This is a genomic window from Chloroflexota bacterium, assembly GCA_016219275.1.
GTDB lineage: Bacteria > Chloroflexota > Anaerolineae > UBA4142 > UBA4142 > JACRBM01.
In genome coordinates this window covers 74,530-94,779 of sequence record JACRBM010000101.1, presented here as the reverse complement: position 1 = coordinate 94,779, position 20,250 = coordinate 74,530, and the positions used below count along the sequence as shown (strand labels likewise).

At 55.6% G+C, this 20,250-nt stretch carries 16 protein-coding genes, 1 tRNA gene and 1 pseudogene; 11 read left to right on the top strand and 7 right to left on the bottom strand.

Going from position 1 to position 20,250, the window contains the following annotated elements; all coding sequences use genetic code 11:
- Positions 1-65: 65 nt before the first annotated feature.
- Positions 66-929: a pirin family protein gene (locus tag HY868_26590; protein MBI5305724.1), complete on the bottom strand. Its 864-nt coding sequence runs from the start codon at positions 927-929 to the stop codon at positions 66-68.
- A gap of 131 nt (positions 930-1,060) precedes the next feature.
- On the opposite strand from HY868_26590, the gene HY868_26585 reads away from it, so the two are divergent.
- The 3 genes from HY868_26585 to HY868_26575 all read left to right on the top strand — a co-directional run bounded on the left by HY868_26585 (position 1,061) and on the right by HY868_26575 (position 4,894).
- The gene (locus tag HY868_26585) at positions 1,061-2,038 is read left to right on the top strand and encodes a flippase-like domain-containing protein (protein ID MBI5305723.1); all 978 of its coding nucleotides are present in this window, start codon (positions 1,061-1,063) and stop codon (positions 2,036-2,038) included.
- Between the two features lie 96 nt (positions 2,039-2,134).
- A complete protein-coding gene (locus tag HY868_26580; GenBank protein ID MBI5305722.1) occupies positions 2,135-4,567 on the top strand; it encodes a hypothetical protein in 2,433 nt (810 codons plus the stop codon).
- Between the two features lie 241 nt (positions 4,568-4,808).
- A tRNA-Leu gene (locus HY868_26575) sits at positions 4,809-4,894 on the top strand.
- 222 nt (positions 4,895-5,116) lie between these two features.
- Here HY868_26575 and HY868_26570 read toward each other — a convergent pair.
- The 6 genes from HY868_26570 to HY868_26545 form a co-directional block, all read right to left on the bottom strand.
- Positions 5,117-5,365 carry a hypothetical protein gene (locus tag HY868_26570; protein ID MBI5305721.1) on the bottom strand — a complete coding sequence of 83 codons (249 nt, stop codon included), beginning with the start codon at positions 5,363-5,365 and terminating at the stop codon, positions 5,117-5,119.
- A gap of 62 nt (positions 5,366-5,427) precedes the next feature.
- Positions 5,428-5,910 (bottom strand): hypothetical protein, encoded by a 483-nt coding sequence (locus HY868_26565; protein ID MBI5305720.1) that lies wholly within the window; start codon positions 5,908-5,910, stop codon positions 5,428-5,430.
- 60 nt (positions 5,911-5,970) lie between these two features.
- Positions 5,971-7,827 carry an ATP-dependent zinc metalloprotease FtsH gene (locus HY868_26560; GenBank protein ID MBI5305719.1) on the bottom strand — a complete coding sequence of 619 codons (1,857 nt, stop codon included), beginning with the start codon at positions 7,825-7,827 and terminating at the stop codon, positions 5,971-5,973.
- Positions 7,828-8,028: 201 nt separating this feature from the next.
- Positions 8,029-8,373 carry an RNA-binding protein gene (locus HY868_26555; protein MBI5305718.1) on the bottom strand — a complete coding sequence of 115 codons (345 nt, stop codon included), beginning with the start codon at positions 8,371-8,373 and terminating at the stop codon, positions 8,029-8,031.
- A gap of 360 nt (positions 8,374-8,733) precedes the next feature.
- Positions 8,734-8,976 carry a cytochrome B5 gene (locus tag HY868_26550; protein ID MBI5305717.1) on the bottom strand — a complete coding sequence of 81 codons (243 nt, stop codon included), beginning with the start codon at positions 8,974-8,976 and terminating at the stop codon, positions 8,734-8,736.
- A 40-nt stretch (positions 8,977-9,016) separates the two neighbouring features.
- Complete coding sequence (locus tag HY868_26545) at positions 9,017-9,568, bottom strand: DNA protection protein DPS (protein ID MBI5305716.1); 552 nt, start codon at positions 9,566-9,568, stop codon at positions 9,017-9,019.
- A 282-nt stretch (positions 9,569-9,850) separates the two neighbouring features.
- On the opposite strand from HY868_26545, the gene HY868_26540 reads away from it, so the two are divergent.
- The 8 genes and pseudogenes from HY868_26540 to HY868_26505 all read left to right on the top strand — a co-directional run bounded on the left by HY868_26540 (position 9,851) and on the right by HY868_26505 (position 20,228).
- Positions 9,851-10,888 carry a sensor histidine kinase gene (locus HY868_26540; GenBank protein MBI5305715.1) on the top strand — a complete coding sequence of 346 codons (1,038 nt, stop codon included), beginning with the start codon at positions 9,851-9,853 and terminating at the stop codon, positions 10,886-10,888.
- 40 nt (positions 10,889-10,928) lie between these two features.
- The gene (locus HY868_26535; GenBank protein ID MBI5305714.1) at positions 10,929-11,579 is read left to right on the top strand and encodes a response regulator transcription factor; all 651 of its coding nucleotides are present in this window, start codon (positions 10,929-10,931) and stop codon (positions 11,577-11,579) included.
- A gap of 194 nt (positions 11,580-11,773) precedes the next feature.
- On the top strand, positions 11,774-12,169 hold the full coding sequence (locus HY868_26530; protein ID MBI5305713.1) for a response regulator transcription factor: 396 nt from the start codon (positions 11,774-11,776) through the stop codon (positions 12,167-12,169).
- Between the two features lie 378 nt (positions 12,170-12,547).
- A complete protein-coding gene (locus HY868_26525; protein ID MBI5305712.1) occupies positions 12,548-14,833 on the top strand; it encodes a glycosyltransferase in 2,286 nt (761 codons plus the stop codon).
- Positions 14,833-15,771, top strand: coding sequence for a glycosidase (locus HY868_26520; protein ID MBI5305711.1), 939 nt, complete (start codon positions 14,833-14,835; stop codon positions 15,769-15,771). Before HY868_26525 ends, HY868_26520 begins: the two co-directional genes overlap by 1 nt.
- Before the next feature lie 60 nt (positions 15,772-15,831).
- A complete protein-coding gene (locus HY868_26515; protein MBI5305710.1) occupies positions 15,832-16,107 on the top strand; it encodes a hypothetical protein in 276 nt (91 codons plus the stop codon).
- Between the two features lie 272 nt (positions 16,108-16,379).
- Entirely contained in the window at positions 16,380-16,883 is a 504-nt protein-coding gene (locus HY868_26510) for a hypothetical protein (GenBank protein ID MBI5305709.1), read from the top strand.
- A gap of 531 nt (positions 16,884-17,414) precedes the next feature.
- A pseudogene (locus tag HY868_26505) lies at positions 17,415-20,228 on the top strand (molybdopterin-dependent oxidoreductase).
- The last annotated feature ends 22 nt before the right edge of the window (positions 20,229-20,250 follow it).

Genomic DNA, 20,250 nt, shown 5'->3' with positions numbered 1-20,250 from the left:
GTCCTTAAGGGCGTGGCAAAATGTGGCAACACCGGTCTTGTTTTTGTTTTTGCCGCGCGCAAGAATCATTCGCGCGCAAAGGTACCGTCTTCAAGTTCGCGCAACGTCTGCAGGATTTCCTCGCGCGTGTTCATCACGAATGGACCATACCGCGCGATCGGCTCGTACGACGGTTTGCCCGACATCAACAGAAACCGCACGCCACTCTTTTCCGCACGTACTTGTATCGCATCGCCGTCGCCGAACACGATCAAGCGCGGCGCGCCCATCGTCTCGCGGCTCGCGCCGAACGCGCCCGCGCCCTCGAAGACATACGCGATCACTGTATGTCCCGATTCGATCGCGTGCGTGAAAGTCGCGTGCGCCGGCACGCTCACATCGAGGTACGTCGGATCGGCGATGATGTCGGTGACCGGACCGCGCACGCCGTCCACTTGCCCCGCGATCACGCGAATTGCGATACCCGCGTCGCGCGTGACCGTTGGAATGCTCGCCGCCGAAATATCTTGATAGCGCGGCGGGATCATTTTGCTTTTCGCCGGCAAGTTGACCCAGAGTTGAAATCCATCGAGCCGGTCTTGCGCGCGTTGCGGCATCTCCTCGTGCAGAATGCCGCGTCCCGCGGTCATCCATTGCGCGTCGCCCGCGCCAATCGTTCCCGCGTTGCCAATACTATCGCGATGTGCGACGACGCCGGAGAGCATGTACGTCACCGTCTCAATGCCGCGATGCGGGTGCATCGGAAAACCGGCGAGATAATCGTTGGGATCATCCGAACCGAAATGGTCGAACAGCAAAAACGGATCGGGATAATCGAGCGCCTGCCCGGGAAAACTGCGTTTGAGGCGCACGCCCGCGCCTTCGATCACGGGTTGCGGCGTAATGATTTGGATTATCAGACGAAGCTGGTTGCTCACATTCCTCCTCATATCTTGTGCGCTCATTCTAGCGTATCCCAGCAAATCGGTCAATCGGTTGCGCGGCAGGCTGGACTCGCGCGCGCGATCCCACGCGCGCACTTTTATTTTTGCGCGATGTGTGCTATCATTGCGCCAATCCAATGTTGAAACAAAAACGTCTCTGGCTTGGTCTCATCGTTAGTCTCGCATTATTGGCGTATGTTTTTTACCAAACCGATCCCGCGAAAATCGTCGCGGCGCTCGCCCAGGCGCAGTACATCTATTTGATTCCCGCGCTCGCGTTCTACTTTGTCGGCGTCGGCGTGCGCGCAGTGCGCTGGCACTATCTCCTGCGTTCGATCAAACCGATTCCGAGCAGCGCGCTCTTTCGCACCGTCGTCATCGGCTACATGGCGAACAACGTTTTGCCGTTGCGGATGGGCGAACTGGTGCGCGCGTACGTGCTCGGCGCGCAAGAGCAGGTCAGCAAAACCGCGACGCTCGTGACGATCCTCGTCGAGCGCGTGTTCGACGGCTTGACGATGCTCACATTCATCGTCGCCGCCTCCTTTTTTCTGGACTTGGGCGGGGAACTGAACGCGCGCGTCCAAATCGTTAGCGCCGTGTTCATCGCGGTGATTCTCGCGCTGGCAATTGCTGCCGGGATGCCGCAACGCGTCGAGCGCCTCGCCGAGTTTGGGTTGAGCCGTCTGCCCTCTGCGCCGCTGCGCGCACGCGCGTTGAAACTGATGCGCGCGATGCTCGAAGGGCTGGGTGTGTTACGCAGTCCGCGCGATTCGCTCGCGGTGTACGCGCTCTCGCTCGTCGTGTGGTTGTTCGAGTGCGGCATGTACGTGGTGGTCGCATTCGGTTTTAACATCGTCCTGCCGTTCGCCGTGTTTCTCGTCGCGACCGCGCTGGCGAATTTGGTGACGATTGCGCCGAGCACACCAGGGTACGTCGGCGTCTTCGATGCGCCGATTGTCGGCGTGCTCAAAACGTTTGGCATTGACCAGAACCTGGCGACGAGTTACACGCTGGTGTTACATGCGGCATTGTATTTGCCGGTCACACTGTTGGGACTGTACTATTTGTGGCGTGCGGGTTTGTCGTTGAAACAAATGACGAATGGCGAATAGCGAATAGCGAATAGCGAATGGCGAATTGCCATCTGCCATCTGCTATCTGCCATCCGCTGCTCGCCACGCGTCCCGCGTCACGGATTGAGGTGAAGGGTGGCAACGTCCTCTGATCGCGATTTGCTCATGGCGATGCAACAAGGTCGCCGCGATGCGCTCGGCACGTTGTTCGACCGGCACGGTCCTGCCGTGTACGAATTTATTTATCGCATCGTCGGCGACCGCGATCAAGCCGCGCGCTTGCTCGAAGAAGTGTTCGCGCGCGTGTTTGCGCTTGCGACGACGGCGAGCGACAAGGAATCGTTGCGCGGCTGGATTTACGGTTTGGCGCGTGAGGCGTCGGTGAATTTTTTGCGGCAACGCAATTGGCTCGACGCGTTGCCGCCTTCCACCGAACCGAGCGTCGCCGGTCTCGCCGGCGACATTTGGCGCGCGGCGCGTGCGATGCCGGCGTTCCATCGCGCGGTGCTCGTCGTCGAAGAATTGCATGCCTTGTCGCCGAGCGAAAAAGCGCGCGCGCTCAACGTCGCGCGCACCGACATCAATCGGTTGGTCGAAGAAGCGCGGCGTTCGTTCAATCATCAATTCGATTTGGAAGCGCGCCAACAAGGGCGACCGCTCGCCGGGCAAATTGATCCGCAACGAATCTGGGGCTTGCATCGCCGCGTTGGTACCGAAGGATCACTGTTCGGCTACGTGCCAACTATCGTGTTGCCCGAATCGCTTGCCGCGATGGTGCGGATCAAGATTCTCGCCGCGACGCGCGCCGGCGGGATCGTACCACCGCTCCCGTCCACTCCGCCACCCGTCCCGACCACCGCCGTCACCGCGCCCGCGCCGACTCCGCTCCGCCCCGTTTCAATCGCGCCGCCGCCATCCCCTGCGCCGACAACCGCCGCGGCGACCGCGCTCGAACCGGCGGCGACGGACGAAATCGAAACCGTGCCCGCGCCGCGAACGTTCTTGCCGGCGGGCTGTTCGCTGCGACTTGTCGGACTCGCGTTCTTGATCGCGCTGTTCGTCACCGCGCTCGCGATTGGCGTCGCGTCGCTCGTGTTCCGTGACACGAGCACGCCGAGCATCACCGCGATTGATCCGCAAGATAACACAACGCTCACGCAAACTCGCGTGACGATCAAAGCCGCGTTCACCGACAAGAAAGGGATTGATCCGCAATCGGTGCGCCTCGTACTCGACGGTAAAGAAGTGACGCGTCAAGCGACGGTTTCCGAAAGTTCGGTGTCAATAGCCGTTGACCTCGACTCGGGTTTGCATATCGTTCACGTCGAAGTAAAAAACGTGGATGGCAATCTGCAATTTCGCGATTGGCAATTTAACGTGAACCCATCAAGCGCGATACCGACTAGCGCGTTGACGCCGAGCGCGACGCCGGTCTTGCCGACCGACACGCCGACCATCACGCCGATCAGCACACGGACACCCTCGCCCACTCCCACCATGTTCATCAATCCGCCGCCGACGATCAATTTCTTTACGGCGAATCAAACGATCATCGCGCGCGGACAACCAGTGCTCATCAGTTGGAGCGTGACGGGCGCGGATGTCGTGTTCCTCAATCAAGACAAGGTGGATGCGAGCGGCAATCGGCTCGTTTCGCCGGCGGCGACGACCTCGTTCACATTGATCGCGAACAATTCCGCCGGCACGATTGATCGCACGATCGTGGTGACCGTGCAAGAACTGCCCGACCTCATCGTCGCCGATATTTGGATTGATGCGAATGGACTCGTCAACTATACGATTCGCAACATCGGTACGGGAGATGTAGCGCGGTCGTTCCTCACCGAAGTGCGCGTGGATAGCGTGATCGTAGATTCTCATCGCAAGATTACGGTGGTGCCGGCGGGTCAAGAGGTTTCGCTCTTTCTGCCGACCGGCGTGTTGGTGGGGACGCACAGTATCTCGGTGCGCGTGAATTCGCTGCAAGAAGTTCAAGAGACGAATTACAACAACAACGAGTTGATTCGTACCGTGATCGGTCCCACGCCCACGCCTACGCCGACCAATACCGCGACACCGACGCCGACGGTCACACTCACGCCGACCAGTACGCCAACGTCAACGCACACGCCAACGTCAACGCACACGCCGACGAACACACCCACGCGTACGCCGACGAATACGCCGACGCCGACAAACACGCCGACGATCACGCCCACGCCGACAAACACAGCCACGCGCACGCCGACGCTAACGCCGACGCCACAAGTGAGTGTGGGCGCGGCGGTTCTGCCGACGAGCTATAGCGGCGCGTGTACTGGCGCTAATTTCACATTCACCGGTTCGATCACGGTGGATAGCGCGACGACCGTGACGTATCGCTGGGAACGGAGCGATGGAATCAACAAACCGTCGGCAACCCTGACGTTCAACACCACCGGCACACTACAGGTTACCGACGCGTGGAATGCCGCGCCCAAAGGAACGTGGTCCGAGCATTTGCGTATCTTGTCGCCCGGCAATGTCACATCGAACCAAGCCACTTTTGTCAACAACTGTAGTCCGTGAAAAAACGCGACTCGCCGAATTTCGCGCATTCGGCGAGTCTTTTTTATTCACGGTGTCTGTCAAAATTTTGGAACACTCAACCTTGCGAAGGTTTTAACGGCAAATCAAATATGATTGCCGTTCAACCTTCGCAAGGTTTTTTCACCACCCAAAACTTTGATGCACACCCCAAGACAACTGTCAAGGGGTGTTTTGACAATTCGGTGAATCGGGAATAAAATCGCGCACAACAATTGAATATGGGGCGATGGCGAAATGGCAGCCGCGGGAGACTTAAAATCTCTTGCTGGTCAACCCAGCGTGTGGGTTCGACTCCCTCTCGCCCCAACCCAAAACCTGGGACAAGTCTATTCCTAACTTGTCCCAGGTTATTTTCAGCCGACCAAGAAACATTCTGTTGGGTCCCTACGCGTGTGAGCACAACAAACGGAGTTGCAAAACCATCAATGAACTGCGTAGGCAATAAATCGAGGAAGCGCAACGGCAGGTCGGCGAAATTCTCCCAACCGCACCGCGCGACATGAAGAAGCTGTAGGTTCGTCGGTGTCTTTAGATTGGAGATGCTTGCGGTTCTGTCCACTCGTCATCGCGGAGATGAAATCGCATCACATAAAAGATACCGGCTTCATCGTAGTAGCCGCGAATGTATCCACTCCGATCCTTGCAGAGATAGTTTCTGAGAACGTCCGGCGATCCGCGAAAGTTGGACCACAGGTCAAGCCGGATATCTCGATTAGTACCGCACCACTCATTCTTGCTGATCGCCTCGATCACTAGCCAAGTTTGTTTCTCATTCATCGAATTTTCCTCGTGCGTAACTTACACCTGGATGTTCCACTATTCCATTTGCGAAATCACTTTTAACGACCCTCTTGAAGGAGAGATTCAATTTCACCAAGGGCGGTTTTTGGGGTTACGCCATCCGAAGCCGCCCATTCGTCACACAGTGCTTTGAATGCCTTTTTCAATAGCTCACCCTCGATTCTTCCCAACGGTTTTTGTTGACTGTGTGCCTTGAGATCCCGTACCGTCTCACACAAGGCGGGGAGCAATCTGCCTTTCAATAGATGCGCGATTTCGACTTCCCGTATTTTGCGATCGCGATCCAAGGGGACAGGACGCCGCCGTAACAATTTACGGCACTCGTTAAGACTTTCTTTCGACGCGATCTTTCGCAGCACTGTGGTGCCCTGGTCATTGATCGGAACCCACACCGTGACATTTCCGGCGATGACTTGGTAATAGTCGTATGCCTTTTCAAAAAGTTGTTGTTTCGAAAAGGTCATGATCGTACCCACCCCGTGGACGGGATGCACAACCATATCGCCAATTTGAAACTGCATAAGAACCTCCGGTGATCCGCGCGCGCTGCCTGCGTGACTCATGTTCCATTCAATTCATTGTCAATTGATTGGAACCGGTGACGGCATTGGCGCAACTTTTGATCTTCCCACTAACAGCGCCAACTCGGTCCCGTCAATACTCTCCGCGAGCATCAACCGATTGGCAATCGCGTCCAATCCATCCCGATATGCCTGGATGACTTGCTTGGCTTGCGCGTACGCCGTGGTGATAATCTCCTTGATTTCCTCGTCAATCTGCCGCGCGACCGCTTCACCGTAATTGCGCTGCTCGGAAATCTCACGACCCAGGAAGATCATTTCTTGACGTGCGCCAAATGTACGCGGACCCAGCTTATCACTCATGCCGTACCGCGTGACCATTGCCCGAACGAGATTGGTCGCGCTGGTTAAATCATCCGCGGCGCTGGTGGTGATATCGCCAATGACGATCTGTTCGGCGACACGACCGCCGAGCGCGCCGGCAAGATCATCCATGAATTTCGACCGCCATTGCAGATAGCGATCATCGTCGGGCAAGTGGATCGTGTACCCCAGCGCCGTGCCGCGCGCAATGATCGAAACTTTATGAACTGGGTCGCAGTTTGGCAGCATGTGCATGACGAGGGCATGCCCGGCTTCGTGATACGCCACGATCCGTTTTTCATCTGGATGCATCAACCGACTTTTGCGCTCGGAACCGGCAACTACCTTTTCGATGGACTCTTGTAATTCATCCATCCCGGTTGCTGTTTTCGCGCGCCGCGCGGCAAGGATTGCGGCTTCGTTGACCAGGTTTTCGATGTCCGCGCCGGAAAAGCCGGGGGTTAGTTTAGCCACTGCTCCCAGATCAACCTCGTCGGAGATCGGCTTGCCTTTGGTGTGCACCTGGAGAATTTGCTTACGCCCGTTCATGTCAGGACGATCAATCATCACGCGCCGGTCAAAACGACCGGGGCGCAAAAGCGCCGGATCGAGAATGTCCGGGCGGTTGGTCGCGGCGACAATGATGACGTTCGTATCGGTATCGAACCCGTCCATCTCAACCAGAATCTGATTGAGCGTCTGCTCGCGTTCGTCGTTCGAACTACCGATCCCTGCGCCACGGTTACGCCCGACCGCGTCAATCTCATCTACGAAGACGATGCAGGGCGAGTTCTTCTTCGCCATCGCAAACAAATCGCGAACACGGGACGCGCCCACCCCGACGAACATTTCGACAAACTCCGATCCGCTAATCGAGAAGAAGGGCACATTCGCCTCGCCCGCGACCGCGCGCGCCATCAAGGTCTTGCCGGTCCCCGGTGGTCCGACGAGCAACACGCCGCGTGGAATGCGTGCGCCGAGCGCGGTGAACTTGCCTGGCTCTTTCAAAAATTCGACGACCTCTTGCAATTCTTGCTTCGCTTCGTCCACGCCGGCGACATCGGCAAAGGTAATCGTTGGCTTGTCGCTAGGAAACATACGCGCGCGCGATTTGCCGAATGCGAGTGTCTGATTATTGCCGTTCTGCGCCCGGCGCATGAAGAAAAATATCATCACGCCGATAAATATCAAAGGCAAGAACCCAATGAGAATCGGCAACGCATCGCTCCATTGCGATGGTTTATCGTATGTGATGTCAACGGCGATAACTCGATCGGGAGACACATTCAAGTTGGTCAACGTTTTCTCGATCCCACTATCTCCAATTGACTTGCTGGATGTTGCCACAGAGCCGTCTTGGTAGACAATGTTAACCACTGTGCCGTTAACAGCGATACTCTTGACGGTACCCAATTGCACATCTCGCCCCAGCTTACTAATTGGGACGATAGTGGTCGGTGGCGGCGACTGAAAAAAGTAGAAATAGCCAGCCACCGCTACGACACTCGCCAGCAAAAGGATGAATCCGACACGACGCCATTTATTCTGAATCATAGGATTGTTTTCTAGTCCAATTGAGGTTGCTCGAATGCACGGAGGGGTGAAAAGAATCTGGACTAAAGTGAGCATCGCTGAACAAACGAATGCTCAGCGATGCATGGTTTGCAGGCGTCTCTACGCGAGCCAATGACGCGAACACCTGCCGGTTGAACTTGGAATTCTGCCGATGTGTATTCGTAATGCCCGGTGTTTGGGTTAGTAGCGATTCCGGTAGTTGCCGCGTGAACCACCGCGGTCTTCCTTCGGACGCGCCATGTTGACTGTCAAGCGACGACCGTCCAATTCGTGCTCGTTGAAGAGTTCAATCGCTTTTTGGGCTTCGACTTGGGTGGTCATTTCGACAAAACCAAAACCTTTGGGACGCTGGGTATCGCGATCCATAATCAATGCGATTTCCTTGATCGTGCCGGCTTGGCTGAACAGCTCGCGTAGCTGTTCCTCGGTTACGTTGTAAGACAGATTGCCTACGTACAATTTTGATTCCACTCGAGAATCTCCTTTTGGTCGGATAATGTCCAGTACGTGGACTGGCAATATCATGTGAATAGATCGTATGCTATCCGCCTCCACGTCTTTGGCGGATGACACGCATTAAAGCAAGAGAAAATAAAACGCCGCCCGGTCATCTGGTGCAAGCGGCGTAAATAGACCATATTTACTTGTCTCTACCGCCCGTATAATAGCACACTTGGCTAATATAAGCAAACACGTTTTCCGCTGTGGGTGTCCGTCAGAATTTTGGAACACTCAACCTTGCGAAGGTTTTGACGACAAATCAAATAGGATTGCCGTTCAACCTTCGCATTGTTTTTTCACCACCCAAAAACTTGACGCACACCCTTCCGTTATTTGTCTGGTGACGTTCCAGGGCATTCCAAACAAAACACGCGTCTTGCTGGATCATTCTTCAGTCAGTTCTGCGACAACCGGAAATTTCTCAAGCATCTCTGCTCCATGAGGCGCTTGAGCCAATTCGGCGGTCAAGTCCGCGCCGGCAGTGTGAATCACCTGATGAGTACCGGCTTGCCACAGAAAACTGCGCGTCACATCGTATACCTTGCCCTGGTACGCGACGAAGGATGCCGCGCCGTGTTTGCCGTTGTATTTGGCAAGATCCTTTTTGGTGAATCGGCGGTTCGGCATAGACCTGATGCGGTGACGTGTCCCAGGAACCTGGCGCGCTTTAGCGGAGGAACTTGCCGACCCAGGGCGACGTATCGCCGCGTCGCAAAAAGTGACCCGAAGGACCCTCGCCGAGGAATTCGGAAAACCACGACTCGTGCTCGACTTCTTCATTGAGAATCGCCAGAGCCAAATCATACGTTCGATGATCTTTACCGGCGGTCAAATTGCAAATGTGAGTATATCCGCGCACCGCGCACCGCTCGGCTTCGACCAGGATGGTCAGCATCGCCGTGATATTCGTCGGATCCTTCGGCAAGTTGGCAGGCGGGCAAGCAGACAGGTCGTGAAAATCCTTCATGTTGTCGGGCAACTTGCCGCCAAGTTCATAGATGCGCGGCACCAGCGCCTCAAAGTGATTGCGGTCTTCGATGCGCGCGGTCTCGGCGATCTCCTTGATCCCTTCACCCTGCAATCCGATCAGGTTTACTCGCAGGATTGTATAGTAATAAAATGTGGTGAGTTCTGCCGCGGCGTTCTTGACCAACAGTTCGACAAGTTGATCTACGTTCACGCCGGCTTTCTCGACCATCTCGCGTGCGACCTTAGCCATGGGAATTTACCTCCTCGTATTCGTTTCGTGCTTTCGACGATCACAAGTCATAGTAGCCACACCTACAACGACAGCATACACTTTCTTGACCAAAAATGGAATCACTTGGAACGTATTGTTTTTGTCGTAAAATGATTGAATACCTTGTCGCAAAAAACGACAACGAATTTGGTCGAGTCACTCAGAAGCAGAAATGCCATATACAGGAATGCATGTCTGCGGTATAATTGGACTAGTTCGATGTTTGATCGTTTTCTCTGTTTTACATAGGCAGGTGATACGATGCCAGTTAGGCGTCCACTGCTCTTTACTTTTGGTGCCGCACTCACTCTGAGCGTCCTCGCACTTGGGTTGACCGTGGTCACTCCGCTGAAAACGGGTAATCCCTTTCTGCTTTTCATCGTCGCGATAATAATCAGCACCCGCTTGGGCGGGCTGGGTCCCGGCTTGTTTGCCACCTTGTTGACTACGGCGACGAGTATTTACTTTTCCCTTTTGCCGATCGGCGCATTTGGCATCGCAAGTTTCGTGTTGATCGCGCTTGTCATTGTCGCGCTGGTTTCCCGCGACCTGACCGCGCAGAGGAAATCGGAGAAAGCGCGATCTCTGAACGAGGAATTGGATCAGCGCGTCGCCCAACGGACTGGCGAACTTCAAGCCGTGAACGAGCAACTGCGGCTTCTCGCGGCGCATCTCCAGTCCGCGCGTGAGGAAGAGCGCACCCACATCGCGCGCGAGATTCACGATGAGATCGGAACCCTGATGACCGCCATCAAAATGGATTTGGCATTCCTGGGTCGCGAGATCGGCGGAAACGGTTCACAGAAATCGCCTGATACCTTGCGCGACGAGATCAGCGCCACGACGAAACTCGTAGACGATGCGATTGAGTCGGTTCACCACATCGCGCGCGAGCTGCGCCCCGGCGTGTTGGATCACCTGGGATTGCGCGCCGCCCTCGAATGGCAGATGCAGGAATTTCAAGAGCGCGCAAAAATCGAGTGCCACTTTGATTCCAACTTGGATGAACTCGACCTGGACTCGGCGCGGGCGACGGCGGTGTTTCGCATCATGCAGGAAACGCTGACGAATGTCGCGCGCCACGCCGATGCGACCCGCGTCAAAGCGAATCTCCGGCAAGAAGACCCATACCTGATCTTGGAAGTGCGCGACAATGGCAAGGGAATTTCCGAAGCGCCCGATACTAACCGGTTTGGCATCCTGGGTATGCGCGAGCGCGCGCATGTTTTTGGCGGCGATGTGACGATCCACGGATCGCCGGGAGAGGGGACTGTCGTCACGGTCAGGATTCCGGTGTGATAGACTCAAGTCGCCGCGACCCAAGTCTATGGAGGAGATAATGACCAAGGTCACCTCGGTAATCAACGTCCTGGTTGCAGATGACCATGCGTTGATTCGCGAAGGGTTGAAAAAAACGCTGAGTGGCGAGTCGGATATGGCTCTCGCCGGCGCGGCAAACAACATTGCGGAACTGTTTACGCAACTCGCACAGCTCGACGTGAGCATTGTCCTGCTGGATATTACCATGCCGGGCGAAAGCGGGCTGGACGCCTTGAAAGAGTTGCGTCAAAAGTATCCGCATCTCCCGGTGCTGATCCTGAGTTTCCATCCGGAGCATCGCTTTGCGGTGCGCGCGCTAAAAGCCGGCGCCGCCGGCTACATCACCAAGCAAAGCGCGACGGAAGAATTGGTGCACGCGATTCGCAAAATTGTCAGCGGTGGCAGGTACGTCAGCGCCGCGCTCGCCGAAGAACTAGCCGCCGAATTGGATACCGCGAGCGACAAGCAACCCCACGAAACGCTCTCCGACCGCGAGTTTCAAGTGATGCGTCTGTTCGCCGCGGGCAAAACGAGCAGCGAGATCGCGCAAGAACTTGCCGTCACGCCGAGCACCGTGAACACGTATCGCATGCGGATTCTTGAAAAGATGAAAATGAAATCGAATGTCGAGTTGTCGCGTTATGCCATTGAGCACAAGTTGATCGAATAATTCGTCATCAAATCAACGCCGCTTGAATACATCGGACGCGTTGTCGTTAAATACGACAGCGCGTCCGATGTATTTACGACAAAAACCAACCTGTCCAATTGATTCCTTTTTCCTCCAAATCGGCGTATGCTTTATTTACAATTGAATCAGATTATGATTCAAACCACTTGCAACTCGGGGCGAAGGATGAATTCATGAAAGTATTTCTAGTAGATGACTCGGCGGTCATTCGCCAACGGTTGAAGCGAATGCTTGCCAATGTGCCAGGCGTCCAAGTCATCGGCGAAGCGGGGGGCGTGCAGGAAGCGACGGTCGCGATCTTTAAACAGAAACCGGATGTGGTTCTTCTGGATATCCACTTGTTCAACGGGAGCGGCATAGACGTACTCCAAAACTTGAAAAAAGTGGATCCAACTCTGGCGGTCATTATTCTGACCGACTATCCGTTTCCGCAATACCGCCAAAAGTGTATCGAAGCGGGCGCGGATTTCTTTTTCGTCAAATCCACCGAATTCGATCGGGTTGTCCCAGCATTAAAGCAACTCATGGAACGGGCGAGTCCCGCGACGCCTCGTCCGCCGACCGAATAACAAGGGCATTGTCAAAACTCATCACATATCGGTATCAGTGTAAGCAATGATAGTGGCGCGACTTGTGGCAAATGTCCACCCAGGTAGAGAAAATGATAGCACGTGATTCTTTGGAATTATCTTTCTGGGAGATGCATCCTATTTCTTGTACGGGATACTCAAGCCACGCTGGCATCACGCGCGTGGACAGTTGCTCAGCTTTCTTGCCTACGACCTCGTGCTCATCTTCAAATTCCTGTTTGTGTTCTCACTTGCTTTCGGGGTAGGGTATGGTCTGCTCGGTAGGTTGCTTGGCGCCCGCTGCACACATCTGCGGACCGACAGCAACGAAATATGTTTGTGAGATGCGTAGAGAGTACACCCTGGGAGATGTTTGTTATGGACCAAAGTTCGACCAATTCGACGATCAACCGCATTGCGTTTATCGGCAACTACTTGCCACGCCAATGCGGCATTGCGACATTCACCACCGATTTGTGTGAATCGTTTGCGGCGGAATATGCGGGCACAACCTGTATTGCTTTGCCGGTCAACGATATTGAATCTGGGTATGCTTATCCGGCGCGCGTTCGATTCGAACTGACCGAAAAAGACATTGACTCGTACCATCGCGCCGCGGATTTTTTGAATATCAACAATGTTGACCTTGTCTGCTTGCAGCACGAGTACGGCATCTTCGGCGGAAGCGCGGGCAGTCACATTCTTGCGCTCTTGCGCGAATTGCGGATGCCCATCGTCACCACTTTGCACACCATTCTACGGAACCCCGACGCGGATCAGCGTCGTGTCTTGGAACAAGTCGCCGCGTTGTCGGATCGCCTAGTCGTGATGAGCCAACGCGGCGTGGAATTTTTGCAGGAGGTCTATCGCGTGTCGCCGGAGAAAATTGATCTGATCCCCCATGGCATTCCCGATGTGCCATTTGTAGATCCAAGCTTTCACAAAGACTTGTTCGGCGTCGAGGGCAAAATCGTCCTGCTCAGTTTTGGATTGCTCTCCGCGAACAAAGGAATCGAAAACGTCATTGCCGCGTTGCCCGCGATTGTCGAACGTTATCCGAACGTCGTGTACCTCATTCTCGGTGCGACGCATCCTCACGTCATTCGAAACGAAGGCGAGACGTATCGTTTGTCCTTGCAATGGCTGACGCACGAGAAAGGCGTGGAAAGTCACGTGATCTTTTACAACCGCTTTGTGAGTTTGGAGGAACTCGTTCAATTTATCAGTGCGGCGGATATTTATATTACGCCGTACCACGACGCGGCGCAGATCACATCGGGCACTTTGGCTTACACACTTGGCGCGGGCAAAGCCGTCATTTCGACGCCGTATTGGTACGCGGAGGAGATGCTCGGCGAGGAACGCGGCGCACTCGTGCCATTTCGTGATCCGCCGGCGTTGGCGGAGCAAGTGATTGACTTGCTGGACAACGAGTCCAAGCGGCACGCAATGCGCAAGCGCGCGTATCTGTTTGGGCGCGAGATGGTTTGGTCGAATGTGGCGCATCGTTACATGGCAAGTTTCAAACGCGCGCGCGCCGAACGTCGCCATTTCACTCCGCCGGGTTTTCCGGCGAAGGCGCTCGACAGACATCTGGGTGAACTCCCGCCGCTTGTGCTCGATCACTTGCGGCACATGACCGATGAAACGGGGATGTTGCAACACGCCATTTTTACGGTGCCCAATTATCGCGAGGGTTACACGACCGACGACAATGCGCGCGCGTTGATGGTAAGCGCGCTTTTGGAAGAGCTAGGCAACGGCGAGGCGTGCGAACTGGCTTCGCGTTATCTTGCTTTCATTTGGTTCGCCTTCAATCCCAAGATTGGACGGTTTCGCAATTTCATGGATTACCAGCGACACTGGTTGGAAGACGGTGGTTCGGACGATAGCCACGGTCGCGCCTTGTGGGCATTGGGCACTGTCATGGGGCGCTCGAATACGCCGGCGCTACAGAGCATGGCGGGACGAGTATTCGAGCAAGCGTTGCCGGCGATTCTCGACACGACCAGCCCACGTGCCTGGGCATTCGCGCTCATCGGTATCCACGAATATCTTCGGCGATTTTCCGGTGATCGCAAGGCGAGCCAGGTGCGCGAGGAATTGGCGGAACGATTAATGTCGTTGTATCAACACCATCGTTCAGATGAATGGCGCTGGTACGAAGATGGGTTGAGCTATTGCAACGCCGCGTTGCCACACGCATTGCTGATGTGCGGTCAGTGGATGCCGAATGACGCGATGACTAAAGCCGGACTCGAGTCGCTCCGTTGGCTTGGCGACTTGCAACGCGCGGATGGCGAGGGTGGACATTTTGTCCCGATTGGCTCTAACGGATTTTATCAACGCGGCGGCGAGCGCGCCCGGTTCGATCAACAACCGGTCGAAGCACAAGCGATGGTCTCGGCGTGTCTTGAAGCGTACCGCCTCACCGGCGACACACGTTGGCGTAACGAAGCCCGCCGCGGCTTTGAATGGTTCCTGGGTCGCAATGATCTCAACCTGCCCATCTATGACCCGACCACAGGGGGGTGCCGCGACGGGCTGCATCCGGATCGCGCAAACGAAAACCAGGGCGCGGAATCTACGCTCGCTTTTCTGCAATCCTTGTTGGAACTCCGCTTGGCGGAGAATACACTTTTAGCCGTGGAGGCACGAACATAATGAGCGATCAACACACCGAACTTTTTTTTCGTCATCCATCCAATCCAATTTTGACCGCGCGCGATTGGCATTATCCCGTCCATACCGTGTTTAATCCCGGCGCGACGTTGCTACCCGACGGAACCACCCTGCTCTTGTGCCGCGTCGAAGATCGGCGCGGGCTTTCGCACTTGTGTGTGGCGCGCTCCGCCAATGGCGTAGACGGTTGGGAGATTGATTCTCAGCCGACGCTATCACCGGATCCCGATCATTTTCCGGAAGAGCTCTGGGGGATTGAAGACCCGCGGATCACCTTTGTTCCCGAGTTAAAAAAATACGCCGTCGTCTATACCGCGTACACGCGCGACGGACCGGGCGTGTCCCTGGCGTTCACGGAAGATTTCCACCACTTTGAGCGATATGGCGTGATCATGTCGCCGGAAGATAAAGACGCGGCGATGTTGCCTCATCGCATTGGCGGCAATTGGGCTTTGATCCATCGCCCGGTCAGCGCACCTCGCGTGCACATGTGGATTTCCTACTCACCTGACCTGAGGCACTGGGGTAACCACAAAATGATGCTCGAGTCTCGGCTGGGTGCGTGGTGGGATGCGAATAAAATCGGACTCTCCTCGCCGCCAATCGAAACGCCAGAGGGGTGGCTGGTGATTTACCACGGCGTGCGCCGGACTGCGGCTGGCTCGATCTATCGGCTGGGACTCGCACTATTTGATTTGAATGAACCCGACCAATGTCTAAAACGCGGTAACGAGTGGGTGTTCGGACCGGAAGAACCCTACGAGGTACGCGGCGATGTGGACAACGTCGTCTTCCCGTGCGGCTACACTATTGCCCCCAATGGCGACACCATCAATCTTTATTACGGCGCGGCGGATACGAGCATCGCCCTCGCGACCGGGAGTATTCGTGGGATGCTCGCGTGGCTTGACAAACACTAGTGCGCTTTAAACCCGTGTAAGGTTGGGCAGTCAAGATGAGTGACCCAAAAGGAAAATGAGATGAAACCGGAACAACAATCCCAGCAGCCCACGCCGCAAAAGGAGATGGAGCTACAACAAGAGGAGGCGAAAAAATTGGGGCAACAACAAGATGAGAAACACAAGTCCCAACAAGAGGAGCGGCAACAATTGGAGCAGGAACAAGAACGGAAGCGCAAACTCCAACAAGCAGAGCGGCAACAACTGGAACAGGAACAAGAAAAGAAACGCAAACTCAAACAAGAAGCTCAACGGCAATTGGAACAGGAACAAGAACAAAAACGGAAAAGGAGTTGACACTAATGGCAAACAAAACAGCCAAGACTAAAACCAAACGATTGTCCAAAGGTCAGCGCACACACGTGCGGCGATTGAAGCAAGCGGCTCGCAAATCCCGTACCACGCCCAGCTAACCGATTTGTGAACCGCGGACCCTTTGGGATGGGCGCGCGTAGTTCCAGGATTACATCCAGTCTTGCACAGCGTAGAACGAAAAACACTGCGCGGTGAACCTTCGACTCGACGAGTTCATCGGCAAAAATGAAAGCGATGGAATGTGGGAGGCGCCAGTGGATATTCAAAAAGGAAGGGCAGTCCGCCTGAAAACCCTCGACCTGTCTCGGGCAAAGAAGGATATCAACTCTATTGCCAAGACAATGGAGGTCGCCGGTTTCGAGGGAGTGCAAAAGTACATTCGGGACTATCTCGGTCAAGCCGGCGTCGGGATTGGAAAAGAGGGGATTGTCACACTGGTTAATAGCGATCACCTCGTCAAGGTCAAATTCCTGGGTAACGAGAATGAATTTTTCATCCCGGCAACTCTCCTCGAAACAAGCGGTCGTGCGGTCGGGCAACGCTTTACCTTGCATCACAAGCTGGGTGTGCACGAAATGCCTGGGACATTCGCTCCCGTGGGTACGCATGTGGAGTTTACGGGGGCGGTCATCGAAGATGTTGGCGGGGGTGTCTTGGGGATCATGAACTATTATCGCATTCTCGATGGAGAGCACAAGGGAAAGATCTTGCGCTTTGCGCCGGGGTCTTCTTCGGAGTGGTCATTGAAAGAGGGCTAGACCCGCAACGGAATCTGTAGGTATGTGGGGACGATGCAAGTCGCGGAGCATCGAGCGATTGTGCGCGGGGAAAACACGCGCCCCTCGTCCACGCGCGCCGCGCGCAATCGCTCGCCAACGACGCGGCGCATTAGGAGACACCGCAATCTTCCCAGCGGCATATTTGCAACCGATGTTCTCTATGTTCTCTATGGCAAACTGGGGATAGCGGGAGTGCGTCAAGTTTTTGGGTGGTGAAAAAACCTTGCGAAGGTTCAACGGCAATCCTATTTGATTTGTCGTCAAAACCTTCGCAAGGTTGAGTGTTCCAAAATTTTGACGGACACCCGGGGGGCGACACCAGTTTGCCGCGTGTTTTAATTTGTGCTAAAATAATCTATAGAACCTCGGTGATGGGTCGCGAATGCACGGTGCATCCACGGCGTCGAGCATCCCCGCTCGTCGAAAAGTGCCCATCGCCAAATTACTCCGTTCGAGGGACCGAGGAGAAAAACCGTGTCCAATCACCCGATCACCCAGCCACCTGGTCAGACTTACACACTGACCGTGAATGGCAAAACGTATAATGTCGAGGCGACGCCCAAGACTCGCCTGATGGATGTCCTGCGCGATCAACTGCGGTTGACCGGCGTCAAGGATGGTTGCGCGACCGGGCATTGCGGTAGTTGTATGGTCATCCAGGATGGCAAAGCCGTGCGCGCGTGTCTCGTACTGATGGAACGCGCGAACAACACAACGATCACGACGATTGAAGGCATCGCCGACGCAAACGGCGTATTGCATCCGATTCAACAAGCATTCATTGATCACGGCGCGACACAGTGTGGCTTTTGCACACCGGGGTTTATCATTTCGACGAAAGCATTACTCGATCAGAATCCGCACCCCACGCGCGACGAGATTGACGACGCATTGAAATGGAATATTTGCCGATGCACCGGGCACAACGCGATTCTGCGCGCAGTTGAAGATTTGGCGGGGCATCCCATACCGCCATTGCCGTCCGTGAAAAATGCAATGCACGCGATCAGCCGCGCGTTGCCGCGTCCCGATGCAGTCGCCAAAGTAAACGGCGCCGGGATTTATGCGGACGATTTGTACATCGAAGGAATGTTGCACGCGAAAGTACTGCGCAGCGCGTACCCGCACGCGCGCTTGAAACGCGTGGATATGAGCAAGGCACGCGCATTGTCCGGCGTCGTCGCAGTGATGACCGCGGACGACATCCCAGGTCGCAAGGTTTTCGGCGTCCACGAAATTGATTGGCTCGTGTTGTGCCCCGAAGGGGACAAGGTGCGCTACGTCGGCGATGCGATTGCGCTCGTCGCGGCGGAGTCGGAAACGATTGCGGAAGCCGCGCTCAAGTTGATCGAGGTCGAGTACGAACCGTTGCCGGTCGTGTCGAATCCAAAACAAGCCGCGCAACCGGATGCGCCGCTCGTCCACGAACATCCCGAACGATTTTCGAAAGAGGCGCACGGCAATTTCCTCGCGCACTTTCATCTCGAAAACGGCAACCCCGCCGACGGCTTTGCGCAGAGCGATGTCGTGATCGAGCGCGAGTACACGACCCAAACGGTCGAGCACGCGTTCATCGAACCGGAAGCCGGACTCGCGGTGCCCGATGCGACGGGACGCATCACGGTGTACTGCGGCGGACAAATTCCGTTCAACGACCGCGCGTGCATCGCCGCATCGTTGAACGTGTCCGAAGAAAAAATTCGCGTCGTGAATTGTCTCATCGGCGGCGCGTTCGGCGGCAAGGAAGACCCGACCGTCCAGATTCACGCCGCGCTCCTCGCGCAGAAAACGAAACGCGCGGTCAAGCTCGTGTTCAGTCGCAAAGAATCCTTGCTCGTGCATCCCAAGCGCCACGCGACGATCATCAAGATGAAAACCGGCGCGATGAAAGATGGCACGCTCGTCGCGCACGAGGTCGAGATTTACGGCGACGGCGGCGCGTACGCGAGTCTCAGCAATCATGTGATGCTCCGCTCGACGACGCACGCGGCGGGACCGTACCAAGTGCCGAACGTGCGCGTCAACACCTACGCGATGTACACGAACAATGTTCCGTCCGGCGCGTTTCGCGGATTCGGCGTGACCCAGGTTGGCTTTGCGATGGAGAGCCAACTGGACGAACTCGCGCGCGCGCTCAACTTGTCGCCGCTCGACATTCGGCGCAAGAACATTTTGAAATACGGCAAGCGCACGCTCGCGGGTCAAGTAATGATCGAAAGTTGTGGACTCGAAGAGTGCTTGGAAAAGGTCGCCGCCGAAATGACCAAGCACGATTTCATCGCGATAGAAGGCGACAAACGACGCGCGTGGGGCATCGCGTGCGCGTACAAAAACACCGGCTATGGCAGCGGCGCATACGATGCGGCAGGCGCAGAGGTCGAACTCTTCGCGGACGGGCGCGCGGCGATTCGCGCCGGCGCGGCGGAGATCGGGCAAGGACTCGTCGGCATCCTCGCGCAAATCGTCACCGAAGAACTGGGTGTGCCGTACGATCAAGTCGAGGTGCTCGTCGCCGACACTGATTTCACACTCGACGGTCAAGCGACGACCGCGTCGCGCCAAACGTACGTCACTGGCAACGCGGCGCGGCACGCGTGTCGCGAAGCGCGTGCGTTGTTGAGCCAGGTCGCGGCGGAAATGTTGGATGCGTCGCCAGAGAGTTTGGCGTTTGAAAATGGGAATGTGATTGTAAGCAAGGGAAATGAGGGAAATGAAGGAAATACCCTTAATTCCTTCGATTCCCTTATTTCCCTCAGTGCCCTTGATTCCACTCGTAGCGTTCCACTGATAGACGTCGTCAAGCAAGCGCGGCGCGAAGGACGCGTGCCGAAAATCAGTTATCAGTACGTCGCGCCCAAGACCGATAAATATCAACACGTCGCATTCGGGTTTGGCACACAAGCCGCGCTAGTTGAAGTGAATGTCAAGACCGGCGAGACGCGCGTACTCAAGGTGATTGCCGCGTGCGATGTGGGACGCGTGATGAATCCGCTCGCGTTGCTCGGACAGATCGAAGGCAGTATTTCGATGGGGCTGGGCATGGCGTTGCAAGAAAATTTCGTGATGAAAGATGGTTACGTGCAGACCGATTCGCTGTACAAATGTCGTTTGCCGACGGTTGACCAAACGCCGGAGGTCATCGCGTTCTTCGTCGAAGACGAAACGCGCGATGGTCCGTACGGCGCCAAGGGCGTCGGCGAACTCGCGTCCATTCCCACCGCGCCCGCGATCATCAACGCGATTTTTAACGCGACTGGGATTCGGTGCTATAATCTGCCGGCGGACAAGGAATGGATGAAGCGAGCATTGGAAATTGGAAGTTAGAAATTGGAAATTTCAAGTTGGA